General features: G+C 41.7%; 21 protein-coding genes. 11 read left to right on the top strand and 10 right to left on the bottom strand.

The genetic code is table 11. The features are described from left to right. The first annotated feature begins 26 nt into the window (after positions 1-26). From H6G26_RS17045 to H6G26_RS17030, 4 genes are all read left to right on the top strand, one after another. Entirely contained in the window at positions 27-914 is an 888-nt protein-coding gene (locus tag H6G26_RS17045; RefSeq protein ID WP_190730371.1) for a protein kinase family protein, read from the top strand. A gap of 481 nt (positions 915-1395) precedes the next feature. Beyond that, positions 1396-1647: a hypothetical protein gene (locus H6G26_RS17040; protein WP_190730370.1), complete on the top strand. Its 252-nt coding sequence runs from the start codon at positions 1396-1398 to the stop codon at positions 1645-1647. A gap of 723 nt (positions 1648-2370) precedes the next feature. Next, the gene (locus H6G26_RS17035; protein WP_190730369.1) at positions 2371-2742 is read left to right on the top strand and encodes a hypothetical protein; all 372 of its coding nucleotides are present in this window, start codon (positions 2371-2373) and stop codon (positions 2740-2742) included. Between the two features lie 476 nt (positions 2743-3218). After that, positions 3219-3494 (top strand): HU family DNA-binding protein, encoded by a 276-nt coding sequence (locus tag H6G26_RS17030; protein WP_190730368.1) that lies wholly within the window; start codon positions 3219-3221, stop codon positions 3492-3494. Positions 3495-3939: 445 nt separating this feature from the next. Here the strand turns inward: H6G26_RS17030 and H6G26_RS17025 are convergent, their stop codons facing one another. After that, positions 3940-4959 (bottom strand): DVUA0089 family protein, encoded by a 1020-nt coding sequence (locus H6G26_RS17025; RefSeq protein WP_190730367.1) that lies wholly within the window; start codon positions 4957-4959, stop codon positions 3940-3942. A gap of 593 nt (positions 4960-5552) precedes the next feature. Continuing rightward, positions 5553-5942, bottom strand: coding sequence for a hypothetical protein (locus H6G26_RS17020; protein ID WP_190730366.1), 390 nt, complete (start codon positions 5940-5942; stop codon positions 5553-5555). Between the two features lie 704 nt (positions 5943-6646). On the opposite strand from H6G26_RS17020, the gene H6G26_RS17015 reads away from it, so the two are divergent. Then, on the top strand, positions 6647-6982 hold the full coding sequence (locus H6G26_RS17015; RefSeq protein ID WP_190730365.1) for a hypothetical protein: 336 nt from the start codon (positions 6647-6649) through the stop codon (positions 6980-6982). Between the two features lie 562 nt (positions 6983-7544). On the opposite strand, the gene H6G26_RS17010 is transcribed toward H6G26_RS17015, so the two are convergent. Further along, positions 7545-7688: a hypothetical protein gene (locus H6G26_RS17010; RefSeq protein ID WP_190730364.1), complete on the bottom strand. Its 144-nt coding sequence runs from the start codon at positions 7686-7688 to the stop codon at positions 7545-7547. A gap of 221 nt (positions 7689-7909) precedes the next feature. Here H6G26_RS17010 and H6G26_RS17005 point away from each other — a divergent pair, with 221 nt between their 5' ends. After that, on the top strand, positions 7910-8299 hold the full coding sequence (locus H6G26_RS17005) for a hypothetical protein (protein ID WP_190730363.1): 390 nt from the start codon (positions 7910-7912) through the stop codon (positions 8297-8299). Between the two features lie 216 nt (positions 8300-8515). Next, positions 8516-8827 carry a hypothetical protein gene (locus tag H6G26_RS17000; RefSeq protein ID WP_190730362.1) on the top strand — a complete coding sequence of 104 codons (312 nt, stop codon included), beginning with the start codon at positions 8516-8518 and terminating at the stop codon, positions 8825-8827. 106 nt (positions 8828-8933) lie between these two features. Here H6G26_RS17000 and H6G26_RS16995 read toward each other — a convergent pair whose 3' ends face one another. Further along, positions 8934-9248, bottom strand: coding sequence for a hypothetical protein (locus tag H6G26_RS16995; RefSeq protein WP_190730361.1), 315 nt, complete (start codon positions 9246-9248; stop codon positions 8934-8936). 255 nt (positions 9249-9503) lie between these two features. Between H6G26_RS16995 and H6G26_RS16990 the strand changes: the two genes are divergently transcribed. Together H6G26_RS16990 and H6G26_RS16985 are read left to right on the top strand one after the other, a co-directional pair. Beyond that, a complete protein-coding gene (locus H6G26_RS16990) occupies positions 9504-9902 on the top strand; it encodes a hypothetical protein (protein WP_190730360.1) in 399 nt (132 codons plus the stop codon). A 24-nt stretch (positions 9903-9926) separates the two neighbouring features. Beyond that, entirely contained in the window at positions 9927-14534 is a 4608-nt protein-coding gene (locus H6G26_RS16985; RefSeq protein ID WP_190730359.1) for an NB-ARC domain-containing protein, read from the top strand. A gap of 154 nt (positions 14535-14688) precedes the next feature. Here the strand turns inward: H6G26_RS16985 and H6G26_RS16980 are convergent, their stop codons facing one another. Then, positions 14689-14844, bottom strand: coding sequence for a hypothetical protein (locus H6G26_RS16980; RefSeq protein WP_190730400.1), 156 nt, complete (start codon positions 14842-14844; stop codon positions 14689-14691). 791 nt (positions 14845-15635) lie between these two features. Beyond that, positions 15636-15932, bottom strand: coding sequence for a hypothetical protein (locus H6G26_RS16970; protein ID WP_190730357.1), 297 nt, complete (start codon positions 15930-15932; stop codon positions 15636-15638). Between the two features lie 93 nt (positions 15933-16025). On the opposite strand from H6G26_RS16970, the gene H6G26_RS16965 reads away from it, so the two are divergent. Next, positions 16026-16346 carry a hypothetical protein gene (locus H6G26_RS16965; RefSeq protein ID WP_190730356.1) on the top strand — a complete coding sequence of 107 codons (321 nt, stop codon included), beginning with the start codon at positions 16026-16028 and terminating at the stop codon, positions 16344-16346. Positions 16347-16532: 186 nt separating this feature from the next. Here H6G26_RS16965 and H6G26_RS16960 read toward each other — a convergent pair whose 3' ends face one another. The 4 genes from H6G26_RS16960 to H6G26_RS16945 all read right to left on the bottom strand — a co-directional run bounded on the left by H6G26_RS16960 (position 16533) and on the right by H6G26_RS16945 (position 19258). Further along, complete coding sequence (locus H6G26_RS16960) at positions 16533-17072, bottom strand: hypothetical protein (RefSeq protein ID WP_190730355.1); 540 nt, start codon at positions 17070-17072, stop codon at positions 16533-16535. Positions 17073-17383: 311 nt separating this feature from the next. Continuing rightward, positions 17384-17833, bottom strand: a complete 450-nt coding sequence (locus tag H6G26_RS16955) for a DUF2267 domain-containing protein (protein WP_190730354.1) — start codon at positions 17831-17833, stop codon at positions 17384-17386. A gap of 310 nt (positions 17834-18143) precedes the next feature. After that, positions 18144-18710 carry a tyrosine-type recombinase/integrase gene (locus tag H6G26_RS16950; protein WP_347242471.1) on the bottom strand — a complete coding sequence of 189 codons (567 nt, stop codon included), beginning with the start codon at positions 18708-18710 and terminating at the stop codon, positions 18144-18146. Between the two features lie 398 nt (positions 18711-19108). Further along, positions 19109-19258 carry a hypothetical protein gene (locus tag H6G26_RS16945; RefSeq protein WP_206757542.1) on the bottom strand — a complete coding sequence of 50 codons (150 nt, stop codon included), beginning with the start codon at positions 19256-19258 and terminating at the stop codon, positions 19109-19111. A 17-nt stretch (positions 19259-19275) separates the two neighbouring features. Between H6G26_RS16945 and H6G26_RS43820 the strand changes: the two genes are divergently transcribed. Continuing rightward, positions 19276-21765: an FG-GAP repeat protein gene (locus H6G26_RS43820; protein WP_190730352.1), complete on the top strand. Its 2490-nt coding sequence runs from the start codon at positions 19276-19278 to the stop codon at positions 21763-21765. The last annotated feature ends 283 nt before the right edge of the window (positions 21766-22048 follow it).

The raw sequence follows: 22048 nt of genomic DNA, 5'->3' as shown, positions 1-22048 counted from the left end.
TGTTTGCTATTATGGGGGTTTTAATAATGAGGCTAAAGCCACTAATGATTAATTCCCGAAAATTCCAGCTACCAAAGTTTTTTTGCCCCCCTCAACCTGGAAATGTTATTAATCAAAGATACTTAATTGGTGAAAGTATAGGACAAGGTTCCTTCGGCTTGGTATATGAATGTCAAGATGAGTGGGAAAATGAACTAGTAGCTAAAGTTCTTGTGCCTCAAAACCGCAGTTATGAGCAGGTTCAGCAAGAATGGTCAGAAGAGTTAAATAAGCTAGTGGACTTACGTCATCCAAATATTACTTATGTGTATGATGCCTTTGAGTATTGTAATACTTTTTACCTGATTATAGAGCGTTGTCATTGTACGCTTAAAGAGTTGCTTGAGATGCCAGATTTAGCAGGTGAGATTTGGCTACCATGCCTTGCACGAGAGCTATTATGTGGAATTCACTTTATGCACAATGCTGGTTACGTTCACAAAGATATCCATTCTGGAAATGTTTTTGTGTCATTGATGTACGATAGGTTAATTCCAAATAAAGAGCCAGTTTTTATGTTCAAAATTGGGGACTTAGGAATAAGTAGATTAGAAAATGATATTAATATTTTTAATACCATACTTGCAGAATGGATGCTACCTCCAGAATCTCTTGATCCAAAAGAATATGGGAAGATTGGACGACAGGTAGACATCTACCACACAGGGTTATTGCTATTAAGTTTATTAATTGGAAATATTCAAACTTTTACATGTGAAGAAATATTGGCAGGAAAACCACGCCAATTAGCAGAAAGTCTCTCTTCACCATATAAATACGCGATAGCAAAAGCACTACGTAGGCACGTTGCTGACAGAACCCAAACAGCCCTCGATTTTTGGCGTGAAATATCACAGGCAAGTAAATTACAGTAGTAATCAATAATTGGTAAAAGTAAGCAATATTTTCCTTTTATAAACCTGCCTTTGCAGGTTTTATTCGTATATCCGTGACTTCAGTCGTTAAGTATTCAGGAAGATGAGTTGAGGAAATGCGATCGCACTGTTTACATTAATTTATCAGGCGCGATCGCGCAATTTCTCTTCTACCGATTGGACGTACTTGTATGCTATAGAGTGAAACAATTGCCACAGTTTCTCCATCTGGCATAAGTAAAAGTGATGTTCTACGTCAGGCTATAACCTTGATGCAAATTATGGTTATAGCTAAAGAAGAAACCAAAAAACTAGGAGTTTCAGAAGCAAATCAATTGATAGTGAATGAAATCATCCTCTCATCTGATTAAATATAAATTTGTTAGTGTGTTATGTTTTAATGTCTTCAATAATTGAAGCAAGGACAGACTTTATCAAAGGGATTCGGCAGTAATATTTTAATTCTTGGCATCTAAACAGCATGACAGATAGAACAGATTTACCAAAAATAATTGCCCAAAAAGGTGACAATCCACTAATTATCTCACCTGAAAATTTGCAGTCACAAGAAGACGTAGAACTTGAGCGAAAGCTGAGAGAACTTAAATTTAAACAAGAACTAAGAAAAGATTGGATTTTATTTATTGTTAGGGATGTAGTAATTTTTCCTACAGCTATCCTTTTTATTTTTGCTGCCAGTGGTTATTCCCTATTTCTTCATATTCATGGGTAACTTACTCTGACTACAATTTTTAATTACCACATAGGCGCGGAGTAGGCAGAGAAAAGAGAGATGATAAAGTTCACAAAAGTTTGGAATTCTTAGAAATTATTCCTCTTGTCTCTATATTTAATTCTCTCTGCGTTCTCTGTGCCTCTGCGGTTATTTAAAAAATTTTACAACCTATCTAACTCAGTGCAACTGCGTAACCAATTTTACAGACGATGAAGCCAACTTCCTATAAGTAGACTCATTTTTATATCCACACAAATTTTGCTGGGTATAAAGTAAGTACCTAATGGAAATTGGCTTAAACCTACAGGTTTAACTCCCCTAGCCGTAATTAAACGCCCTAAACGTTCAGAAGCATGATCTGCGAGCCAGAGCAGTTTTTCCTTTCCTCACTCCCTCAACTAGACTTCTAAATAGGTATGCAGGAGCAATGCCCCCACCCTACCAAATTTAAAATTTGGTGGTCTTCCCGACAGGATGCTATGCGAACAATCAGTGGAGGTCTGAATCCCCACATAAATTGATTCTGACTGCTGAATTCCTCTTAAAAATAGAAACTTTCCGTATAATAAAGAGTTAGTCTACGCTTTTTTACCTACATAGGTTTTGAGTCGAGTGAGGTACAACAAGATATCTGAAATTCTTACATGGTAAAGTCTCTAATGTACCTCATCCATGTCAGAACCTCTGTATTAGTTTTTCTATTTTTTGGAGGAAAGGAAAATGAAGAAGTTCACCTCTTTGATTATTGTCGGGGCAGTATTGTCTATTAGTGCGCCGGCCTTTGCTGAGAGTCGTGCGGTTAATATCAGTATTGGCAGTATTGGTGGTTCTTTAGATAATGCTGCTTTGCGAACAATTCGCCAGGTTATCGGGTTTGGGGTCGCCACTGGCACCGTCGATAAATTCATTGTATTTAGTCCCAGGGTGGGATCTCCTATTCCCATCGAAGGGGGTTTATCTGCTTGTGCTGAAGCTGGCTTCGGCATAAGCAATACAAAATTTAATGCTTTTATCCAGGAGTTGCGTTCAATTAACCCCAAGCCAGGGACTTTCTACAATGTAGAACCTACCGCAAGCTGCAAACAAAAATAAGAATATCGTTTGCACTCAAGCGCGGTATATTCTCTCATTTGTGTCAACAGGCGATCATTAAATCTTGATCTGACCAAGATCAAAGCAAAGGTCGTTTGTTGACGAAAAACAGCCCATGCCTAAACTTTGCATAATGATCCCGTATAGCGATCGCAACAATCCTACTCGTCTGTAATGCAATGCAGTGTCGCACAATTTTTATGATCCTAAAAATTGTTATATATTGCGTAAATATAAAATTTTATAATCATAACTACGCGATTGCCCAGATAATAAAAACCTCTATAAACCATTGTTTACCCTGGCTACTGGTGATGGCTTGCTGATCAAAGAAAATCTGGAACAGGGCAAGAATGCAATAGTAGTTGTGCATTGTTAATTTTCATGTATTGTTTGATTCTTATTCCTTTTTCCCCTTTCCTGATAATAGTTATTAATGCTACATTTCCTTTACTTGCAATGCTTAGTGGAAATTTATGAACAAAGGTGAATTAGTAGATGCTGTAGCAGCAAAGACCAACATCACAAAAAAGCAAGCCGATGAAGTTATTAGTGCTTTTTTGTCAGTGGTTACTGAAGCTGTAGCAAATGGTGAGAAGGTAACACTTATAGGCTTTGGGTCATTCGAGCGACGCGAACGCTCCCAACGTGAAGGGCGTAATCCCAAAACCAATGAGACAATCACGATTCCAGCTACCAAAATACCTGCATTTTCTGCTGGTAAACAGTTTCGGGAAAAAGTAGCACCTTAAACACTAGTGATGCATGGCTCTGTCATAAACGTCGAGATGCGCTGCTATCGCGAATCGGTGCTAGAGGGGATTAGTCGAGGATGGGTACACCATTATTGATGCAGAGGCGGCTGATGATGATGAAACTGGGGCTGTTATCGAGTCTGTGAAAGCGGCAAGCAAGGATTTGTATGCTGGTGAATGTCAGGCGTAGGCGTAGGCATCGCAGGTTCTCCAACTATCTCTGATGCCGAACTCAAAAAGCTCCAGTTATTCAGAATACCCGGAAAGTGGCAGAAGAGAGATAGATCGGTTGCTTGGTCCTCAAACTAGTAAAACTTTTTACTCATTATACTCAACCAACCGATCTAGAAAAACACCGGAGAATAATCAATTCAGAATACTCAACCAACCGATCTAGAAAAACACCGGAGAATAATCAATTCAGAAACGTAATTTCAGGCATCTAGACACCGAAATCGAAGCCAGTTGTAAAATCTGTTGGAACCCCACTTCCTTGAACAATTGCAATTAAGTCGTTTTGAAAAAATAACGCTGTTCCTACAGGTAAACCAGCAGGAGATTCACCCAAGGTAAACGTAGGAGGATTAGACTCAACCCCAACTAATTCAATCGTGTAGTCACCGCTTGAGTTTCCGGTACCTATAAAGGAGGTAAGTCGGTCTCCAACTGGATTGCTTGGATCGTTATTGAAGCTCGAAATTCCCAAAAAGTAGGTTCCAGAATCTAATGATAAACCCGTAAGCTCTGATTGAAGGCTGCTGGCGTCATCATTTTGTGCGAGCAAAACGCCATCCTCGTCAAACAAAAACAACTGTGTGTCAAATTCAGCTGCATCAGTTGTCGTTGCAGAAAACTGTGCGCCTGTTAAATTGATTTGGTACAAGTCAACATCGTTATTATTATCAATTGTGCCAGAAATACTATCTAGCGGTGTTGTGCCTTGTGGAATAACCTGGCTATTAGAAATAGTCTCTCCTGCATCGCCGCTTTCATTCACATTACCATTAACTCCAAGATTAGGTAGTTCTATTACATCACCCTCGTTAACATTGAAGTCAGTAATGCGGGTAAAGTCACTATTACCACTAGCCGTATTGAAAATGTTATCGGTCAACCCTTGCCTAAGCACAAATCTATCCCTTCCAGCGCTACCAGAGAGGACATCATTTCCCTGGCTACCACGAAGTATGTCATTGCCACCTTCACCATTAAGGGTATCAAACCCAGGACCACCATCGAGGGTATCAAGCCCCGAGCCACCATTAAGTCTGTCGTTGCCAGTTCCACCTAGCAGGCTATCATTTCCAATACCACCATTAAGGTTATCAAACCCAGGACCACCATTAAGTCTGTCGTTGCCATCGAGCCCGTTCAAAGTATCATTGCCACCGAGCCCGTTCAAAGTATCAGCGTTTGGACCGCCGGTAAGAGTATCATTACCATTTGTGGGGAAGGTTGCCATATGTTTTACCTCTGTTGCCTAAGGAAGAACTTGTGTAATAGAACTGTCGTGGCTACTAGCAATTTATTGTAAACAGCTAAATTTGTTGTAGCAGAACCAATTGAATTTACTAAAAAGCCACCAATAGAGTTACGCTTTATGCAAATAAATTTAGTTGTCAGCCAGAAAAATGGGTAGTTGAATTAAATAACGATACATTAAATAATTTGTGACAACTAATGTTTGCACTCAGCTTACGATTTCAACAATATCTGTATTAGGTTCCCTACAGATGAGAAGAAATATTTATTTTTTGCCTTAAGTTTGTAAAATTTATTTAAGAGGTAATGTTCCAGGGGAAACGCATCTAATTTGTTTTGACAAAATGTAACTTATATAAATGGAAAAAAAGGAAAGTATTAGTAGGTTAATATCAATTTAATAGATGTATACAAAGAAGACTTGATGGTAAATTCGTTTCTAAGAGAAGCAACATACACTCTAATGGAAAAGCTGGCTTGAGATTAGCCAGCTTTTTTTATTTGTCCTTCGGTACGTAGTTTACCGTCGCAGGCATCGTACTGTTTAGCCTTCCTTTGGTATGGAAAGATTGGTTAATCTTCAAAATTTAATAGCTTACCGTTGAAATGCTGATAAATCTTTTCTGGGCGAAACCAATCTGGTAAAGTCTTCTCAACATCATCAAGATTATTGCCCTGCTCATCCACTAGCCCATAGCGAACAACGACCCTTTTTAAAGGTGTTTCACCATTGGCTGAGAATTTCTCAAGTAACACAGTACCCGATTGATGAGCGCTTGCTGTACTATCTGGAAATGATTCATTAGTGGCATTGTGAGTTATACCTAATAAATATTCCTTGGCTTTGCGAGTATCGGTTAAGCTCATATTGAAAAATGCGATCGCACTTTCGCCGCACAGCGATTTGAGGTTGGTAAATTCATCCACAATCACTTGCAATACGGTTCGGTTAAGGTCACACACTATGTAAACTGATAATTGTCATCAGGGTGCAAACGGCAAATTCTAACTCTCAAATCTCCCCTTTGCGACTAAGTTTTACCGGAACCCTTAACGTTGCCTGCCGTGCTATTCCTAAATTTCAACGTCTTGATCCCGAAGAAGTACCTTTTTTTTAACCTGGCTTGCGTGTGAAATTCTTGATGAGCAGATATCAGAGCGTGAAGGAAGAAGTAACCCAAGAGTTGTTAAAAAAACTAGAGCCAAATTTCCTTCCAAGAAACCATACATAAAGGAACTGGAGGCAAAATTGAAACACTCACATTCTATGTAACCAATACTGCTTAAACCTTAACCGAACCGTATTGAGAGTCAGCCCTGACTACCGCTCACGTCAAATTAAGGTTTTGGGGCGGTTAGGCTATCTTATTGACAAAAGTAAATACTAATAAGGTATTGAGCCGAGATATGAGTAAGTGCGATTCGTTTTGGAGAAACCCAATATTTGGGTGGTTTCAAAAATGCCTTGTTTGCAGTTCGCTATATGTAACGTAATGTAACAGATATTTATAAAAATGTAATATTAGCTGAAGCTAGAAAAGCGGCAATCACTTTCAACAAGGCTACAGCGTGAGGTAGAAGATACAGGTTGAACCGGCGTTGTATATTGAGCCTTGCCTTCATGCCCAATCAACTCAAGCAAATATCAAAAAGGATTAGGACAATCTATGACAAAGCAGAAATCACCGAATAATCAACAAGATCAAACTCTCCACTCCAGCGCAGAAGCACTCGAAGCTTCTCAAGCCAGGGAAGCTGGTTCTCAGTTTGAGTGGCATACTGGTCGGATTATTCGCTTGGGTCACTTCGAGATTGCCGGAGGTAGACAAGTGACCATTATCTGGGATGAAGGAGGTGTGATGTCACAACAGGGGGAAATTACTGATGAGCAGTGGGAAATTTTCAAGCTAGCGTTTATGACTACCGGACGTCTTGCCGTCTTGAGCGACCAGGAAGGGGAAAAGTGGATGCGCGATTACCGCTTTCTAGAAGTCATCCGCTAAGTATTTTCATGTACTCTTGACTCATTTCTTGCACCAACCGTAGTCACCCGTACAGGTCAGATAAACCAGTGTCCAACTGTAACAACAGGTGAATAGAATCACTTAGGGAGTTTTTGTTTCAAACATAACTTAAACTATGCGATTAATGCAGAGGATGCGAGATGACTGAATGTAGAGACTGTTTGACAAAAGGCGCTTTATCTTAACCTCTTACCAATGCGGTGTGGGTGGTCAGAGTTTTGTTTTAGTCGCTTGGGCATGGCGGTAAACCAAATTTTTCATTACCTCATTTGATAATTGAATTTACCTAAGAATTAAGCCCAGTTTTGACAAAGTTATTCTCTCGTTACAATACCTTTTGATATCTTATTTAAGTTGTCAAAGATGTTAAAGATAATGATAATCAAATAGAGGGTACAGGAAGCGAGCGTCGCTCGCCTCCTGTACCCTCTTGACAAAAGTGCAATCACTCTAACCTCTCACTGATGCGATAGGATTACGTCGCCAGTTTTAACCGTTAAGCGGTATACTTAGAAGGTGCAAAACCTCGGTATGCGCGGCTTCAGGTTAAGCCAATCGGTTTTGTCCCGTTGTAGGCGATCGCCGATCCTAGTTCGTTCTTCTTCAAACCTTGTTCGTCGATAATTTTCTGGATATCCAGAAAAAGCGATCGCACATGAATATTGACATCTCCATTCCCAGTCACTTAACCCGAATTTCTCACAAGAGAGAAAAAAACACCTGGATTAGCCAGACTTCGGATAAATTAATTGATACATTGTTAAATTCCCCGCAAATTAAAAGGATTCAACAGTAAAAACCGAAATAAAAAAGATATATAAAATACATTTAAATCTCTTGCTCACAAGTTCCTCAAATTGTTTCTATATTTTTAAAGTGAACTAACCCCAATTCACCAGCACTCATATGGAATACCTCTGCTATCTTGCAAATGCTAGCCTTACACTACGGTTGGTTGAATACCTGCATGGTAGACCTCAACTCAAAGTCAGTTTTGTCACTGTGATTAATACTATTGACGGCTGGGTGATTAGAGTCAGGCTGAACCATCAACTCTCACATAAAGAAGATGGTAACTTCAGGTCAATCTTAAGTGAATTAGGAAGTAGTTACTCACCACCAAAGCGGGTACAATTGGCGCTTTGGAGTTTAGCTGGCGGACAGTCCCCTGTTGATGTCATGCGTCGCTACCAGGTTGCTGTAGTTTCTCATGGTCAGCCACAAAAAGAGGAGATAGAAACGTTCCAGCAAAATTTCATCAAAGGATTGGGTTACTGTCCACAAACCTTGGCTTGACCTCAGATTATTTCTTGCACTAAACGCTATTGACGCGGTTGTTGACAGAAAATTAAAGGGAAATGAATTTATAGAGCTTTTAAGAAAACCAATTAAAGACTTATCATTAAGACCGCAGTTCTTGCTGGGAGCAGGGGAGAAAGAGGGTTTTCCGATTTTTGCACAGATGTGGTAACTGTAACTAATTAGCCAGACATGATATGAAAGCGATGGCACATGAATATTAACATCTGCATTCCCAGTTACTTAAGAATCTTCTATCACAATCAAGGAGGCTGGCAGCATATAAAGGGTGAATCTTTTTACAACCCGCTTGGTGAGCCACCGGATCTTGAGTTTGCCACCCGTAAATATGATATTTCGCGTGAAAAGTTGGTAATTGAGTTATTTCGAGTCAATGGTGGAAAGCCAGGTTATTACATTGGCGATCTCAAGCAAAAGCAATTTTATTATTGCGGGGATAATTCTGATTCAGTTCACGCGGAACTGCGATCGCTTGGTATCGGGCGGGATGATCCAATGGTCTGAAAACTGACATTATAATACCATGCGAAAAACCAGCACGCGGGCAAGCTCTTGGGTGTCGATATGATGTTGTCAGCATAGCTGATATCATTTTGGAGTAGCGATGCCGCTACCCTACTGGATCGTCTCTGCCAATGCCAAGCGATCGCAGTTGTACCTTAATATTTTCTGGATCGGTTCCACAGTAATAATATTCTTTGTTGCGGAGGTCAGCCAAGTAGTATCCCGGCTTCCCACCGCTGATCCGGAAAAGTTCAACAACAACTTTCTTTTTAGTTGTGCCAAACATGAATTCAATATCGCCATCTGGCAAATTTAATGGGTTGTAAAAAGTTTTACTTTGAACAAAATGCCAGTAAGACCTTTCCGGAGTAATCTTACGCTCAATGACTCGATATCTAACGGGGCAAATTATACTGTCCATAAAACTAAGCTAAACTTTTGGATTGACAAGCCAAGGCGCAGACAGCAATTCTCAATCGAAAATGGTATTACTTCGACTAACGTCAGATCAATCCTTTGACGCGCCGATTCCACGTAATAGCCCAAACGTGTAATGCGATGTGATTGATGAGTCGAAATTTAAACTAGAAGCTTTTTACTTCAATTGCGGAGATTGTGGAATCTAGAACAGAAACCATGTATTAATAAATAAAATGCTGTGCTTACGAGGTAGCATATGGAACCGCTTACTGCTGGTGCGATCGCTATTGGGACTGTGATTGCGACTAAAGCTTTGGAAAAAACTGGCGAAAAGGTAGGCGAAGCCTTATGGGATAAGACTGCTCAGTTTCTCGTCACTCTCAAAAAACACTCTCCCGATACTGTAGTTGCTATTGAAAAAGCACCTTCTCAACCACTCGATTATGGCAAAGCTGTACTAGAAGTAGAATCTGTTGCTCAAATAAATCCTGAAGTAAATCAAGCCATGCAGGAATTAGCAGCAGCAGCGAAAGCAGAACCCAATCCCAAATTTAATGAAATTCTTGCTATGCCTAATTTACAAAAATTGGCAGAAAAAATTGGTCAGGTGGTTATGCCTGGTGGAACAGGAAAGATCGATAATATGTCCTTTTAAACTTAGTGACAAGTAACTCTATAAATGCCTGACGATTCCGGGAAGTTCGCTGAGAAAATTGGTGTTTATGTTGCTCCTGGTGGACAAGCTTTCATCGGAACTCAGAATATTAGAGAGCAAAAACAGTTACGTCCATTCCAAGCACCACCATTACCAACTTACTATGTAGATCGTCCCGAATACAGCCAAGACCTAAAAACTCGTCTACTTACAGAGTCAAATGATGTCCGTACTTTGGTAGTGACAGCTATTCACGGCTTGGGTTCGGTTGGTAAATCCACCCTAGCAACGGCTTTAGCACAAGATCAAGAAGTGCAAGCTCATTTTTGTGATGGGATTCTCTGGGCAACATTAGGTCAGCAGCCTAATCTTCTATCTCTGCTTAGTGGCTGGGTACAGGCATTGGGGGACTACAACTTTAAAGCCACTAGCGTGGAAGCTACTTCCAATCAACTGCGTACACTGCTGTATGACAAAGCTGTGCTGCTGGTAGTAGACGATGCTTGGGATACAAGGGATGCACAAGCATTTAATATTGGTGGAGCGCGTTGTCAAGTTTTGATAACAACCCGCGAAGCAGGAATCGCCCAACTTCTCGGAGCCAGCACATATTCTCTGGATGTGATGCAGGCATCCCAAGCGATGGAACTGCTGGCTAAGAAATTAGGACGTAACCTCACTGACACAGAGGAAATTCAGAAGGCTGAAGCTTTAGCAAAAGAACTTGGTTACTTGCCTTTGGCATTGGAACTAGCCGCTGCCCAAGTTGCTGGTGGTACTCCTTGGAAAGTTCTTGTGGAGGATATGCAGTTAGAGGTAGCCCGCTTAAAAACATTAGATAATAAATCAGCCAGAGATGCGGCGGATGAAGCAAGCTTAAAAAAACTCAGTTTAACTGCATCATTAAATTTGAGCGTCCAGCGATTAGCTTCCGTTACGCGAGAAAATTTCATCTGGCTGGGAATATTACCGGAGGATGTAACTATTACTCAGACAATGACTGCAACGCTCTGGGATATGGATGATGAGCGGGATGCAGAGGATGAGTTGAGCTACTTGCACTCGAAAGCACTGTTATTGTCTGGTGTCCCCTTGACAGATGGAACACTAACCTACCGTTTACATGACTTATTTCATGACCTTGCACGTAATTTGTTAACTGCCCCACTAAACCCGAAGCGCTTTGGCAATCTACCAGGGTTAGGTATAACTCTGCCTGTTGCTCACGCTACTTTCTTGAAGAAGTATCGAAATTTAACCGATAAAAACCTTTGGCATACCCTGCCCAATGACGGTTATATCCATCAGCATCTAGTTTGGCATTTGGAAAAGGCTCAAAAAGTAGAAGAGATTCACCAGTTATTGCGTGAAGAATCTGAAACAGGATGCAATGACTGGTACAAAGTACGAGAACACTTAGGACAGATAGATGGTTACTTAAATGATATTGATCGTGCTTGCAAACTTATAGATGCTTCTTGCACCGAAACAATATTACCAAAAACCATAGGACTACAATTTTACTATGCGCTTATCACTACTTCATTCAACAGTTTTGCTAGTAAAATTCCTCCTAATTTATTAGTAGAACTTGTCCAACAACAGATGTGGAGTTCGCAACAAAGTCTAGCTTATGCTAAAAATATTCCAGATCCAAAACAAAAAGTGGCGACAATTTTAAGATTAGTTGCTTTTTTATCACAACCACTTGCAGAACAGGCAATTTTAGAAGCTTTCAATGCAGCAAAAATAATTAAAGATGAGTTAGATTTTATTGAATCGCTAATTGCCTTGGCTCCTCATCTACCGAAGTATTCGTTGCCAGAAGCCCTCACATCTGCACAGAGTATTGAGACTGAAGAGTATCGAGTTAAAGTTTTAATTGCCTTGATTCCTAGTGTACCAGAGTCTTTGTTGTCAGAAGCCCTCACAACTGCACGAAATATTGAGACTGAAGAGTATCGACTTGAAGCTCTAATTGCTTTAGCTTCTTATCTGCCAGAAATTTTGCCAGAAGCTCTCAACACGGCAAGATCAACAAAGTTAATTAATCGCACTGAAGCTTTAAGTTCCCTGTTTCCATACTTCCCAGAAATTTTGCCAGAAGCTCTCAAAACAGCGGATTTTTACGAACAACAGAAACCAGCATTACTGGGACATAAAGCAGTAGCTATAAGTACCTTAGCTTCATATTGCCAAGATATTGTACCACAAGCCCTTAGTGCAATACGGAATCTTGTTAATCAAGAAAGAAATGTAAATAATATTAGTAATGAAATATATGTTATTAAAGCTTTAAAAATTTTGGCACACCACCTATCAGATTCTTCGTTATCAGAAGCTTTGATAGAAGTCTGGAGAATTAGGAATGCAAAATATCAAGCCCAAGCACTATGTATTCTTGTTCCCTATTTGCCAAAAAATTTACTGTCAAATTTTTTAAAAAAGATACTGAGGCTCTTAAATGAAGAGCATTATGTACAAGTACTATGCGTACTAGTTCCTCGTTTACCACAGGATTTGTTTTTAGAAGCTCTTAAAGTAGTCAGAGAAACTGACGACAATAAGCTTTATGTTCAAGCTATAAGTGCCTTTTATCCTGACTTATCAAAAGATTTACTAAAAGAAGTATTTTGGAAAGTACGAGCTATTAAAGATCACGCACTTCGTGTGCAAGCTTTAATTAAATTAGCTCCTCATTTGCCAGAAACTTTATTCCCAGAAGCCCTAAATAGCGCACGAGCGTTCTCAGATGAGAAGCATTGTACCCAACTTTTGAGTGTTCTGATTCCTCGCATACCAAAGGATTTATTGCTAGAAGCTTTAAGATTAACAAGGTCACTCACAGATCATCATAAAATCCAAGCACTGTGTACTTTGGCTCCTTATTTACCAACGATTTTGCCAGAAGCTTTCCAATTAGTGCAAGTAATTAGAGATGACTTGGAAGTTGCCCAAGCTTTAGGCGCTTTAGTTCCTTATTCTCCGTCAAATATTTTGCCGCAAACCCTGCAATTCTTACAGGTAATTAGAGATGACTTTGAATTTGCAAAAATTCTACATAATCTATTACCCTATTTAGCAGAAAATGGAACAGAAACGTTTAAAATAATAGAGACTATTAAAAATGAAAATTATCGCGCTCAAGTCCTGATAAATCTTATTGCACACCTCCCACAAAAATTTTTACCAGAAGTTATCAAAGTAGCAGATAGATTTGAGGATAAATATTATTGTACTCAACTTTTAAGTGCTTTGGTTACTTATATCCCAGATGTTTTACCAAAAATTATTAATCTTTTACAGTCACTCCCTGATGATCAATATCGTATTCAAATCTTAAATATTCTAAGTCCTCATCTACCGAATATTTTACCGAAAGCTCTCAAGGCAGCACAGGGAATCGAGGATAAGAGGGAGCGTGCTAAGGCTTTAACTACTTTAACTCTATATTTTACTGAAAATGGCGTTGCATATTTGCAGGATGAATTAGAGGCTGGAAACATTGAAACTTTGTTCCATATTGAACAAAATCATCTCATGATTCAGCAACGCCGTGAAAATTTATCAAAAATGCTAAAGATAGCAAAGAGAATTACATCGGCGAGATTACGCGTTCAATACTTTATAAGTATATCATCATTACTACCAGAAGCTTTTCTTGAAGCTCTTAAAACTCTACAGGCAATTTCGGATGAACAGAACCGTGTTCAAAGTTTGAGAAACTTAGTTCCTAAACTACCAAAAAACTTGTTGTCAGAAGCACTAAATATAGCTTTAAGATTTGAGGATAAAGAATACTATACTCAAGCTTTGATTGCCTTGTTCCCTTATCTCCCAGATGAGTTGTTGCCAAAAGCTTTACAAGCAACGCAAGCAATTAAAGGTAGCTTTCTCCAGGGAACACAAATAATTCAAAACAATAGCTTACAAGTACAAGCTTTAACTGCTTTAATTCCCCATCTACCAGAAAGTTTGTTACTAAAAACTTTACAGATAGCGGAGGCAATTAAAGATCCTAATGAGCGTGTCCAGTTGCTGATTGCCTTGGCTCAAAAACTGCCAAATATTTTGCCAGAAGCCTTTAAAGCAGTTCTAGCAATTCAGGGAGTAAATGAGCGCGTCCAAGCTTTAAGTACTTTGGCTCCTTACTTACCAGAAACTTTGTTACCAGAAGCCTTTAAAGCAGTTCTAGCAATTCAGGGAGTAAATGAGCGCGTCCAAGCCTTAAGTACTTTGGCTCCTTACTTACCAGAAACTTTGTTCCCAGAAGCCTTTAAAGCAGTTCTAGCAATTCAGGGAGTAAATGAGCGTGTCCAAGCTTTAAGTACTTTGGCTGATAAACTGCCACCTGAATTGTTACGAGAGGCACTGGCTGTTACTAGGGAGATTCAGGATGATAAGAATCGCGTCGATGCCCTGAGTGCCTTAGCTGACAAACTGTCCCAAATGCCACAATCCCAACTTATTCTTTTATGGCAAGATTCACTTCACAGGCTATCTCTCCGCACACGAAAGGATTTGCTGCATGATATACAGGCAATAGTTCCAATGATCTTTGCGCTAGGTGGTCACAAAGCAATAGCATCCGTTAGTAGTGCTATCCAGGATGTGGTACGATGGTGGCACTAAAGAACAACATTTTTAGTTAGCGATCGCATTACACGAATGAGCCATTACGTGTAATTGCTGCCTATATATATTGATCTGGCGTCGAGCCGACAATCGTGTAATTTGGGTTTAGATGATACAGAGAAGAGCATATTCTCTGAAGCAATAAGCCAGCCTAAGTAAGAAAGCCAATTAAGAAACGGCTATCTTGTAAGGCTGTCAATCGTTTGTAGTAAAGGCTTTGGACTGCCAGTGCTGCTCCCCTTCCTTGCCCAGTCGAGACTTGATCGCTTTTACTGCGATGCCAGTCCTCTCTCGTGTTCTGCATCATGGCATCTTTTACACAGAGTTATTAAGTCTTCTCGGAACCATATTTCATCTCCTCTGTGTCTATACGTTTTATGATGCACTTGTAATTTACTTTTTGCCTTACAGTGCTGACAAGTATGTTTGTCCCGCTCTAGTATTAACCTTTGTATAAGCTTCCAATAGTCACTCTTCAGAAAATCTTTGTATTCACACATTTTCAGGTGTTCTCTGGGTAGCTCGGCTATTATGTTCCCCACAAAGTTGTCAAGAACACTCCAATTATTGACTAGAGTAAATTTATATTCTGGATCTCCAAAAAATCTAACAAATATAAGTCCATCTTCTCGTAATGCATATAAAATCTCTAGAAAAAATCCTCTTCCCCATTCAAGTCCCCGTTCGAGTTCTTGACTCACATATACCGAATGCTGTCCCAATGTGAAGACCCTACCAAGATCATAAAAACTGCGTCTTTTTGCTGTTACCAGTGAATATATATAATTCTTGGCTGTTTCCAAGTCATCGTTATACAACCTTGGTAATTCGTCGCCCTCAAGATTTTCTGCAAACATATTAAAATTTCCTTGCAATATCTCACTGTTCTATAGAGCGATCACCATTTTTGTACCCTGTTTAGCTACTAAAAATAACGGAAGGTGCGTTTACACCATGCCAGCGTAATATTTTTTAGGTTTTTTTATCTGAGTAGTATCACTATTTATTTTGACTTTTATCATTAAATTCCCCCCTCCAGCCCCGACCGGGCAAGAACGATGCACAGCTTTATATAAATTGCTGTTTCTTAATTACTGCTTAATTGACTCTTACTATCTTCCAGGCTGACTGGTTCCCAATCTTCCCAGACCTCACAAAACTGAACGACCCACGAGTAAACTGCTGTTCGCCCTTCTTCACCCTCGGCTTACACCTAACAAGCCCCTCCACTTCAGATGAAGAAAGTAGCCAGCCCTCGGTAGCAGCAAGCTGAAGCTCTTTGAGGTGCTGTAGTGGCTCGGCGGGTCGCAGGTGACGAGCGATCGCTTCCACCAACTGAACTACCTCCCCCAGTGCCAAGTCTGGTTGTCCAGTGGTCGTGTCCAGTCTGTCCACTAGTCTACTGGACGTGTCTAGCGTGTCCACTGGACTGCTCATTAGTTCAGCTAATGGGGATTTGAAATCATCCATTTTCCCCCCAGCGCTGATATGGTCGTGCAGCTGATCGAGCAATTCCACATCCGATGCAGTGATGTAAGATTTATTCCCCTGCTTGAATGTCTTAATGTCGAGCGCGTCTATCCGGTTGTAAACCGCTTGTTTGCCAAGATTGTACCTATCAAGGAGTGCAGCAACGGGGAACGGATCGATTTCTACAGTCATATAGGTAACTGTCCAGTGGACGTGTCTAGTTTGTCCAGTGGACAGTCTAACACGCGGCGATCGCTAATATGTCGGCTGCTGACTTTCTCCCAGTCCCCTCTCAAGAGATGTCGTCAAACTACCATTAACCGACATCAAAACTCATAGGCAACACTATCCCCAAGCTTTCTGAAGTTCATATTTATCGATCTCTTCTCCAACTGGTGACAGCATTGCCAGAGTGGCCGCAATCTAAATGGAGCATTGACACTCCCCCATCACAGCGTAGCTTGATGGGGGAGTGTCAATTATACCTACCTTTTTAGCGAAGGTATTAACTTGGCGAAAGACTTATCAGCTATAAGTAAACCAGTCTTGAATACCACCACGGCTAAGAATAACTTCAGCGCGACCGATATCATCTTCTGAGCCTTCCACCATCACCAAGTAGCCACCGCGTGATAGCTGATCTTTGTAAGCTTCAACTCTTTGTGCAGGAATCGCTAAACTACTCATTCCCCCAACCAAGCCACCAGCTGTTGCTCCTACAGCAGTACCTACAAGGGTTGTAGCTAAAGCGTTTGCTGCCGCGCCTCCTGCTACGATTGCGCCCAAACCAGGGATTGTTAAAGCCGTAAGGCCAGCTACTACGCCAACTAGCCCTCCCAAGGCACCTCCGGAGATTGTACCTGCTCTGGCAATTTGATCACCTTGATTTTCAACGTTGCCTTTATTGCCAGCAGCCTCCACTATCTCATCAGAACTTGCATTCGGCCCAAGCACGGAAACTTTATCCATAGGAAAACCTGCCGTTTTCAGTTCAGTAAGTGCCTTTTGGGCATCAGAATCGTTATGAAATACACCGATAGAGCGCTTTTGTTCAGGTAAAGTCATTGTTTTGCACTGTATTGAAAGTTTAGTTGTTTTGTACCAACACACTAGGGGTTGATAATGCCGTAGTAAATAGCGGCAACAATTAGAAAAATCACGCCATTATCCAGGGTGACACCGATGCTCCCATCCCAGGTTAGGCAGTTGTTCAGGGGTTAGTAAACTAGGGCTTGTGCCTGAGTCATCGGCTCAGATTTCGGTTTTATATGGGAAGTAAGTTGTTGAAAACATAAAATTTTTTGCAACAGAACCCACCAGCACCAATAAAAATCGAAGCGATTTACAAGCCAGTATTGACTGCTACATAAAAGCAATCAAGCACGCTCCCAAATTTGCCGAATTTCGCCTGGAAGTAATCCAGCAATTTCTTGGTTGCGTTCTGGAGGTAAAATTTCTTTCGTGGCTGAGAACACTGCCTCTGCAACCTCTTCTGGAGGAACCCCTTCTGGTAAAGCACCTTCTTGTTGTAGGCGCAACATAAAGGTTCCTGGCTTAATATGTAGGTTTTGTGCAGGACTGATTCGACTGAAGAAAGCAACCATAACGTTAGGATCTTGCCAAAGGTCTATCACTTCTCGCTCGGATTCAGGTGCTCTTTCTTTGAGATCCTTTTCAATTTGGTCACTTGTTTTGTTTAACATCATGTCCCGCAAAATTCGGAACACTATATTTGTTGCCCGTTGAGCATCATTGTTCGTTTGCAAACTACTCCGCTCTAATACTTTGTCAAGGAATGATTGCTGTTTTTGTGTTTGCCCTGTCATAATCTCTCGCTGCAATTTCAACAAAAATTTAGATGAGTTCAATTTGGTGTGAACTCATCTGTAAGGCTCTTATTAAATATTGCGAATTGTAAAGAATACTCCATCAATCTTTTGACAGAGTTGTTCGGAGTTATGTGCTGAGTTCAGGAGTCTGCTGCAAGTGTAGGTGAGCGCGATGGAGGTAAACAAGTACTGAAGGCATTGAGCCAACATGTGGATGAAAAGGTTTGATTGTTGAAGCTTACACGCCTATTTTCGGTTAGGCAACTCAAAATAATTAGAGCGAGCTTCACACTCGAACTCTTATATGTCATAAATCACCCCAATCAAAATTCAGGAAGCGTCGAGCATTCAGCTTGGTATATTTTTCAGTGTGTTTGATATCGCGGTGTCCCAAAAAGTCCTGTATTTCCCTGGTGTTGTAACCCTGATTCACCAGATAGTACCCACAGGCATGGCGCATCATGTGACAGTGAACTTTGATATCAAGCCCGGCCTGTGCCGCCAATCGCCCAAGCAGCTTTCGCACCGCATCAGTTGACATCACCTCACCACGCTCGGAAACGAAAATATATTTGCTATCAGGAAACATCTCTCTGAGTTCCTTGAGCAAAACTAATTCATCCTCTCTCAAGGGATGCACCCCTGAATCACTGCCCTTTTCCCTGGTGATGAAAATCTGGCGTTCGCCCCACATCACTGCATCCCACCTTAAACCGCACTTAGCCCCTACAGCTTCCCCCACCCTCAGACCGTGGCGAAACATCATCAGCATCAGTGTATAATCACGGTGAGAATAACGAGCTTTGCGATCGAGCGCAGCATTCAGCAGAGATCGTACCTCACTTGGTGTAAGGTATTCTCGCTTACCTGTAATGCTTGTTTGGTAGACGAGTTGGGGGTGGCAAGCTCATTTATTCTCGCTGGTAGTGTCCGGTTTACGCGATATATTATGGACACTATACCGCGCTATGATCCCTATTCTTTCGTCAGATGACGCGCCACTGGGAAGTTATTGCGAATAACTATCAATTGTTTGAAGAGTGCATATAAATACTAACTATTCATCATTAAGTTCAAAGCATTTCAGCAGCGTTTCGCTGTGAGGTGCTTTTTGATTTCCATCAAATCCTTGAAAGGTATAGCTGGTGCATAGTAACTTCGAGAAATGATTTGAAAACTATCTAAAAAATGATTTGCTGTGCGCTACTGGTGATTGACCTTAGAAGCGGGGATATTGTGCATTAATAGCGAATGGAGGGGGTAGTACTGGAATTATAAGATGGAGCGGGCACTACCAAGGGTGCGTTGTCCAATGGCGATCGGCTTGTTGAGTGATGAAATTCGGCGGATGGTGACGATGGGATAAGAGATGTGAAATTTTACGTCTCTACTGCCGACAAACAACAACATAATCAAAATCATAGGGAAAATCAACAACAATGGCTAATGCAGTTTTAAATCTATCTGAGCTTAACGGCAGCAACGGTTTTGTGATTAACGGCATTGACGAGGGTGACTTATCAGGCAGTTCTGTCAGCAGTGCAGGGGACATCAATGACGACGGCTTCGATGACCTAATTATCGCGGCATTCTCTGCCGACCCCAACGGTCAAATTAGTGCAGGGGAGAACTACGTGGTTTTTGGCAGCAGCAGTGGCTTTGGTGCAAGCCTCAACCTCTCGTCCCTCAATGGCAGCAACGGCTTTGTGATTAACGGGATTAATGCATTTGACTTCGCAAGCACTTCTGTCAGCAGTGCGGGGGACATCAACGACGACGGCTTCGATGACCTGATTATCGGGGCATATAATGCCAACACCAACGATCAATATGCGGCAGGGCAGAGCTACGTGGTTTTTGGCAGCAGCAGTGACTTTGGAGCTAGCTTCAACCTCTCGTCCCTCAATGGCAGCAACGGCTTTGTGATTAACGGCGTTGATGCATTTGACTTCTCAGGCGATTCTGTCAGCAGTGCGGGGGACATCAACGGCGACGGCTTCGATGACCTAATTATCGGGGCAAAATTTGCCAACCCCAACGGTCAAGATGCGGCAGGGAAGAGCTACGTGGTCTTTGGCAATAGCAGTGGCTTTGGAGCTAGCTTCAACCTCTCGTCCCTCAATGGCAGCAACGGCTTTGTGATTAACGGCATTGACGAGGGTGACTCTTCAGGCGATTCTGTCAGCAGTGCGGGGGACATCAACGGCGACGGCTTCGATGACCTGATTATCGGGGCACCAAGTGCCGACCCCAACGGCGATTTTTCTGGGCAGAGCTACGTGGTCTTTGGCAACAGCAGTGGCTTTGATGCCCAACTCAACCTCTCGTCCCTCAATGGCAGCAACGGCTTTGTGATTAACGGCATTGACGAGGGTGACTCTTCAGGCAGTTCTGTCAGCAGTGCGGGGGACATCAACCGCGACGGCTTCGATGACCTAATTATCGGGGGTGGAGGGAGCTACGTGGTCTTTGGCAGCAATAGTGGCTTTAGTGCCCAACTCAACCTCTCGTCCCTCAATGGCAGCAACGGCTTTGTGATTAACGTGTCAGGCAGTTCTGTTAGCGGTGCGGGGGACATCAATGGCGACGGCTTCGATGACTTAATTATTGGGGCGCCAAGTGCCAATCCCAACGGTAACGATCGTGCAGGGGAGAGCTATGTGGTGTTTGGCAGCAGCAGTAGCTTTGGAGCTAGCTTCAACCTCTCTTCCCTCAATGGCAGCGACGGCTTTGCGATTAACGGCATTGACGAGGGTGACTCTTCAGGCAGTTCTGTTAGCGGTGCGGGGGACATCAATGGCGACGGCTTCGATGACCTGATTATCGGGGCATCAAGTGCCGACCCCAACGGTAACGATCGTGCAGGGGAGAGCTACGTGGTCTTTGGTTTTGCATCTCCTACACCTACTAATAAACCTCTTGTCGCTAACATCACTGGCAATGAGGACAACGATACCATCTCTGGCAATGGGGGCAACGATACCATTTCTGGCAATGGGGGCAACGATACCATTTCTGGCAATGGGGGCAACGATACCATCACCGATTTTGCTGGTACTGGTATTGGTTTAAATCCATCAGCAGCAGTGATTACCCAACTGGACACCTTGCAATTTATCGGTTCGGGTTTAATTGCACGAAATCTGCAATTAACTCAAAATGGTAATAACTTAGAACTCACCTTTTTGGATGCGGCTTCTACGAAAGTTACCCTGCAAAACTTCCAATTAGAAAACCTAGATAACTTACCAGCAGATGGTTCACGACCAGCTATTGGTAATATCCTGTTTGATGGACAAAGAACTTCAACTGACAGTTTTGATGTCTTCAATGCCAACTCCACTCAAACTAATCTCTTTAACAAAAGCACCGTCACCTTCCTCAATGACCTTAACAATAACGTCGCGGGTTTTGACAACTCCAATGATGTAATTAATGCTCAAGGGGGTAACGATATCATTAATGGTAATAGTGGCGATGACCTATTGCGAGGCGGGTCAGGCGATGATATTCTCATCGGTGGATTCGGCAATGATAGTCTTGTGGGTGGCAGAGACAATGATATTCTCATCGGTGGTGTAGGTGCTGACTTTTTCCTTTACAACAGCAATGCTGACTTTAGTACCACTGTTGTTGGTATTGATGCGATCGCTGATTTCAACGCTTCTGAAGGTGACAAGATTGTACTAGATAAGACTACCTTTAGTGCAATTACTTCTGCTGCGGGAACAGGTTTGAGTAATCAGAATGATTTTCAAATCACTAATTTAGCGAGGATTAGCACGGCAAAAATTGTTTACGATCCGGTGAGCGGACAGTTATTCTACAACCAGAATGGCAGTACGTCTAGTTTCGGCAGTGGTGGTCTATTTGCAACTTTAACTGGTGCGCCAACTCTTACAGCATCAGATTTTATCTTGCAAGCATAGTTTGCCCAAAACGGAGTGACAAGCAACCAAAGAACATGAAATATTATCAGTTATTAGTTAGTTGAAACCGTGACTTTCCACTGATAACTGATAACTGATTTACCTACTACCCCAAAATTAGGGACTGACAAAAAATAGAACATCTCCGCATAAATAATGATAATCACTATTATGGGCAGTCAGGGCTGTACCCTAACTCTATCTTTTGTCAATAAGTTCGCCTACCCGACCACGGTGATGCCTAATACGGTCTTAATCCCTACTGTGTGCCGATTTAACCCCA

Origin of the sequence: Nostoc sp. FACHB-888, assembly GCF_014696655.1 — a bacterium.
Taxonomy (GTDB): domain Bacteria; phylum Cyanobacteriota; class Cyanobacteriia; order Cyanobacteriales; family Nostocaceae; genus Nostoc.
This window is presented reverse-complemented; position numbering and strand designations above follow the sequence as displayed.

Excerpts from the sequence above, each read along its gene's own strand:
- H6G26_RS17015 (WP_190730365.1), top strand. The coding sequence starts at position 6,647 with ATGACAAAGCAGAAATCACCGAATAATCAACAAGATCAAACTCTCCAC.
- H6G26_RS17000 (WP_190730362.1), top strand. The coding sequence starts at position 8,516 with ATGAATATTAACATCTGCATTCCCAGTTACTTAAGAATCTTCTATCAC.
- H6G26_RS16960 (WP_190730355.1), bottom strand. The coding sequence starts at position 17,072 with ATGACTTTACCTGAACAAAAGCGCTCTATCGGTGTATTTCATAACGAT.
- H6G26_RS16955 (WP_190730354.1), bottom strand. The coding sequence starts at position 17,833 with ATGACAGGGCAAACACAAAAACAGCAATCATTCCTTGACAAAGTATTA.
- H6G26_RS17025 (WP_190730367.1), bottom strand. The coding sequence starts at position 4,959 with ATGGCAACCTTCCCCACAAATGGTAATGATACTCTTACCGGCGGTCCA.
- H6G26_RS16945 (WP_206757542.1), bottom strand. The coding sequence starts at position 19,258 with ATGATTTTGATTATGTTGTTGTTTGTCGGCAGTAGAGACGTAAAATTT.
- H6G26_RS16995 (WP_190730361.1), bottom strand. The coding sequence starts at position 9,248 with ATGGACAGTATAATTTGCCCCGTTAGATATCGAGTCATTGAGCGTAAG.
- H6G26_RS43820 (WP_190730352.1), top strand. The coding sequence starts at position 19,276 with ATGGCTAATGCAGTTTTAAATCTATCTGAGCTTAACGGCAGCAACGGT.
- H6G26_RS17035 (WP_190730369.1), top strand. The coding sequence starts at position 2,371 with ATGAAGAAGTTCACCTCTTTGATTATTGTCGGGGCAGTATTGTCTATT.
- H6G26_RS17040 (WP_190730370.1), top strand. The coding sequence starts at position 1,396 with ATGACAGATAGAACAGATTTACCAAAAATAATTGCCCAAAAAGGTGAC.
- H6G26_RS16980 (WP_190730400.1), bottom strand. The coding sequence starts at position 14,844 with ATGATGCAGAACACGAGAGAGGACTGGCATCGCAGTAAAAGCGATCAA.
- H6G26_RS16965 (WP_190730356.1), top strand. The coding sequence starts at position 16,026 with ATGGTCGTGCAGCTGATCGAGCAATTCCACATCCGATGCAGTGATGTA.
- H6G26_RS17005 (WP_190730363.1), top strand. The coding sequence starts at position 7,910 with ATGGAATACCTCTGCTATCTTGCAAATGCTAGCCTTACACTACGGTTG.
- H6G26_RS16985 (WP_190730359.1), top strand. The coding sequence starts at position 9,927 with ATGCCTGACGATTCCGGGAAGTTCGCTGAGAAAATTGGTGTTTATGTT.
- H6G26_RS17045 (WP_190730371.1), top strand. The coding sequence starts at position 27 with ATGAGGCTAAAGCCACTAATGATTAATTCCCGAAAATTCCAGCTACCA.
- H6G26_RS16990 (WP_190730360.1), top strand. The coding sequence starts at position 9,504 with ATGGAACCGCTTACTGCTGGTGCGATCGCTATTGGGACTGTGATTGCG.
- H6G26_RS17030 (WP_190730368.1), top strand. The coding sequence starts at position 3,219 with ATGAACAAAGGTGAATTAGTAGATGCTGTAGCAGCAAAGACCAACATC.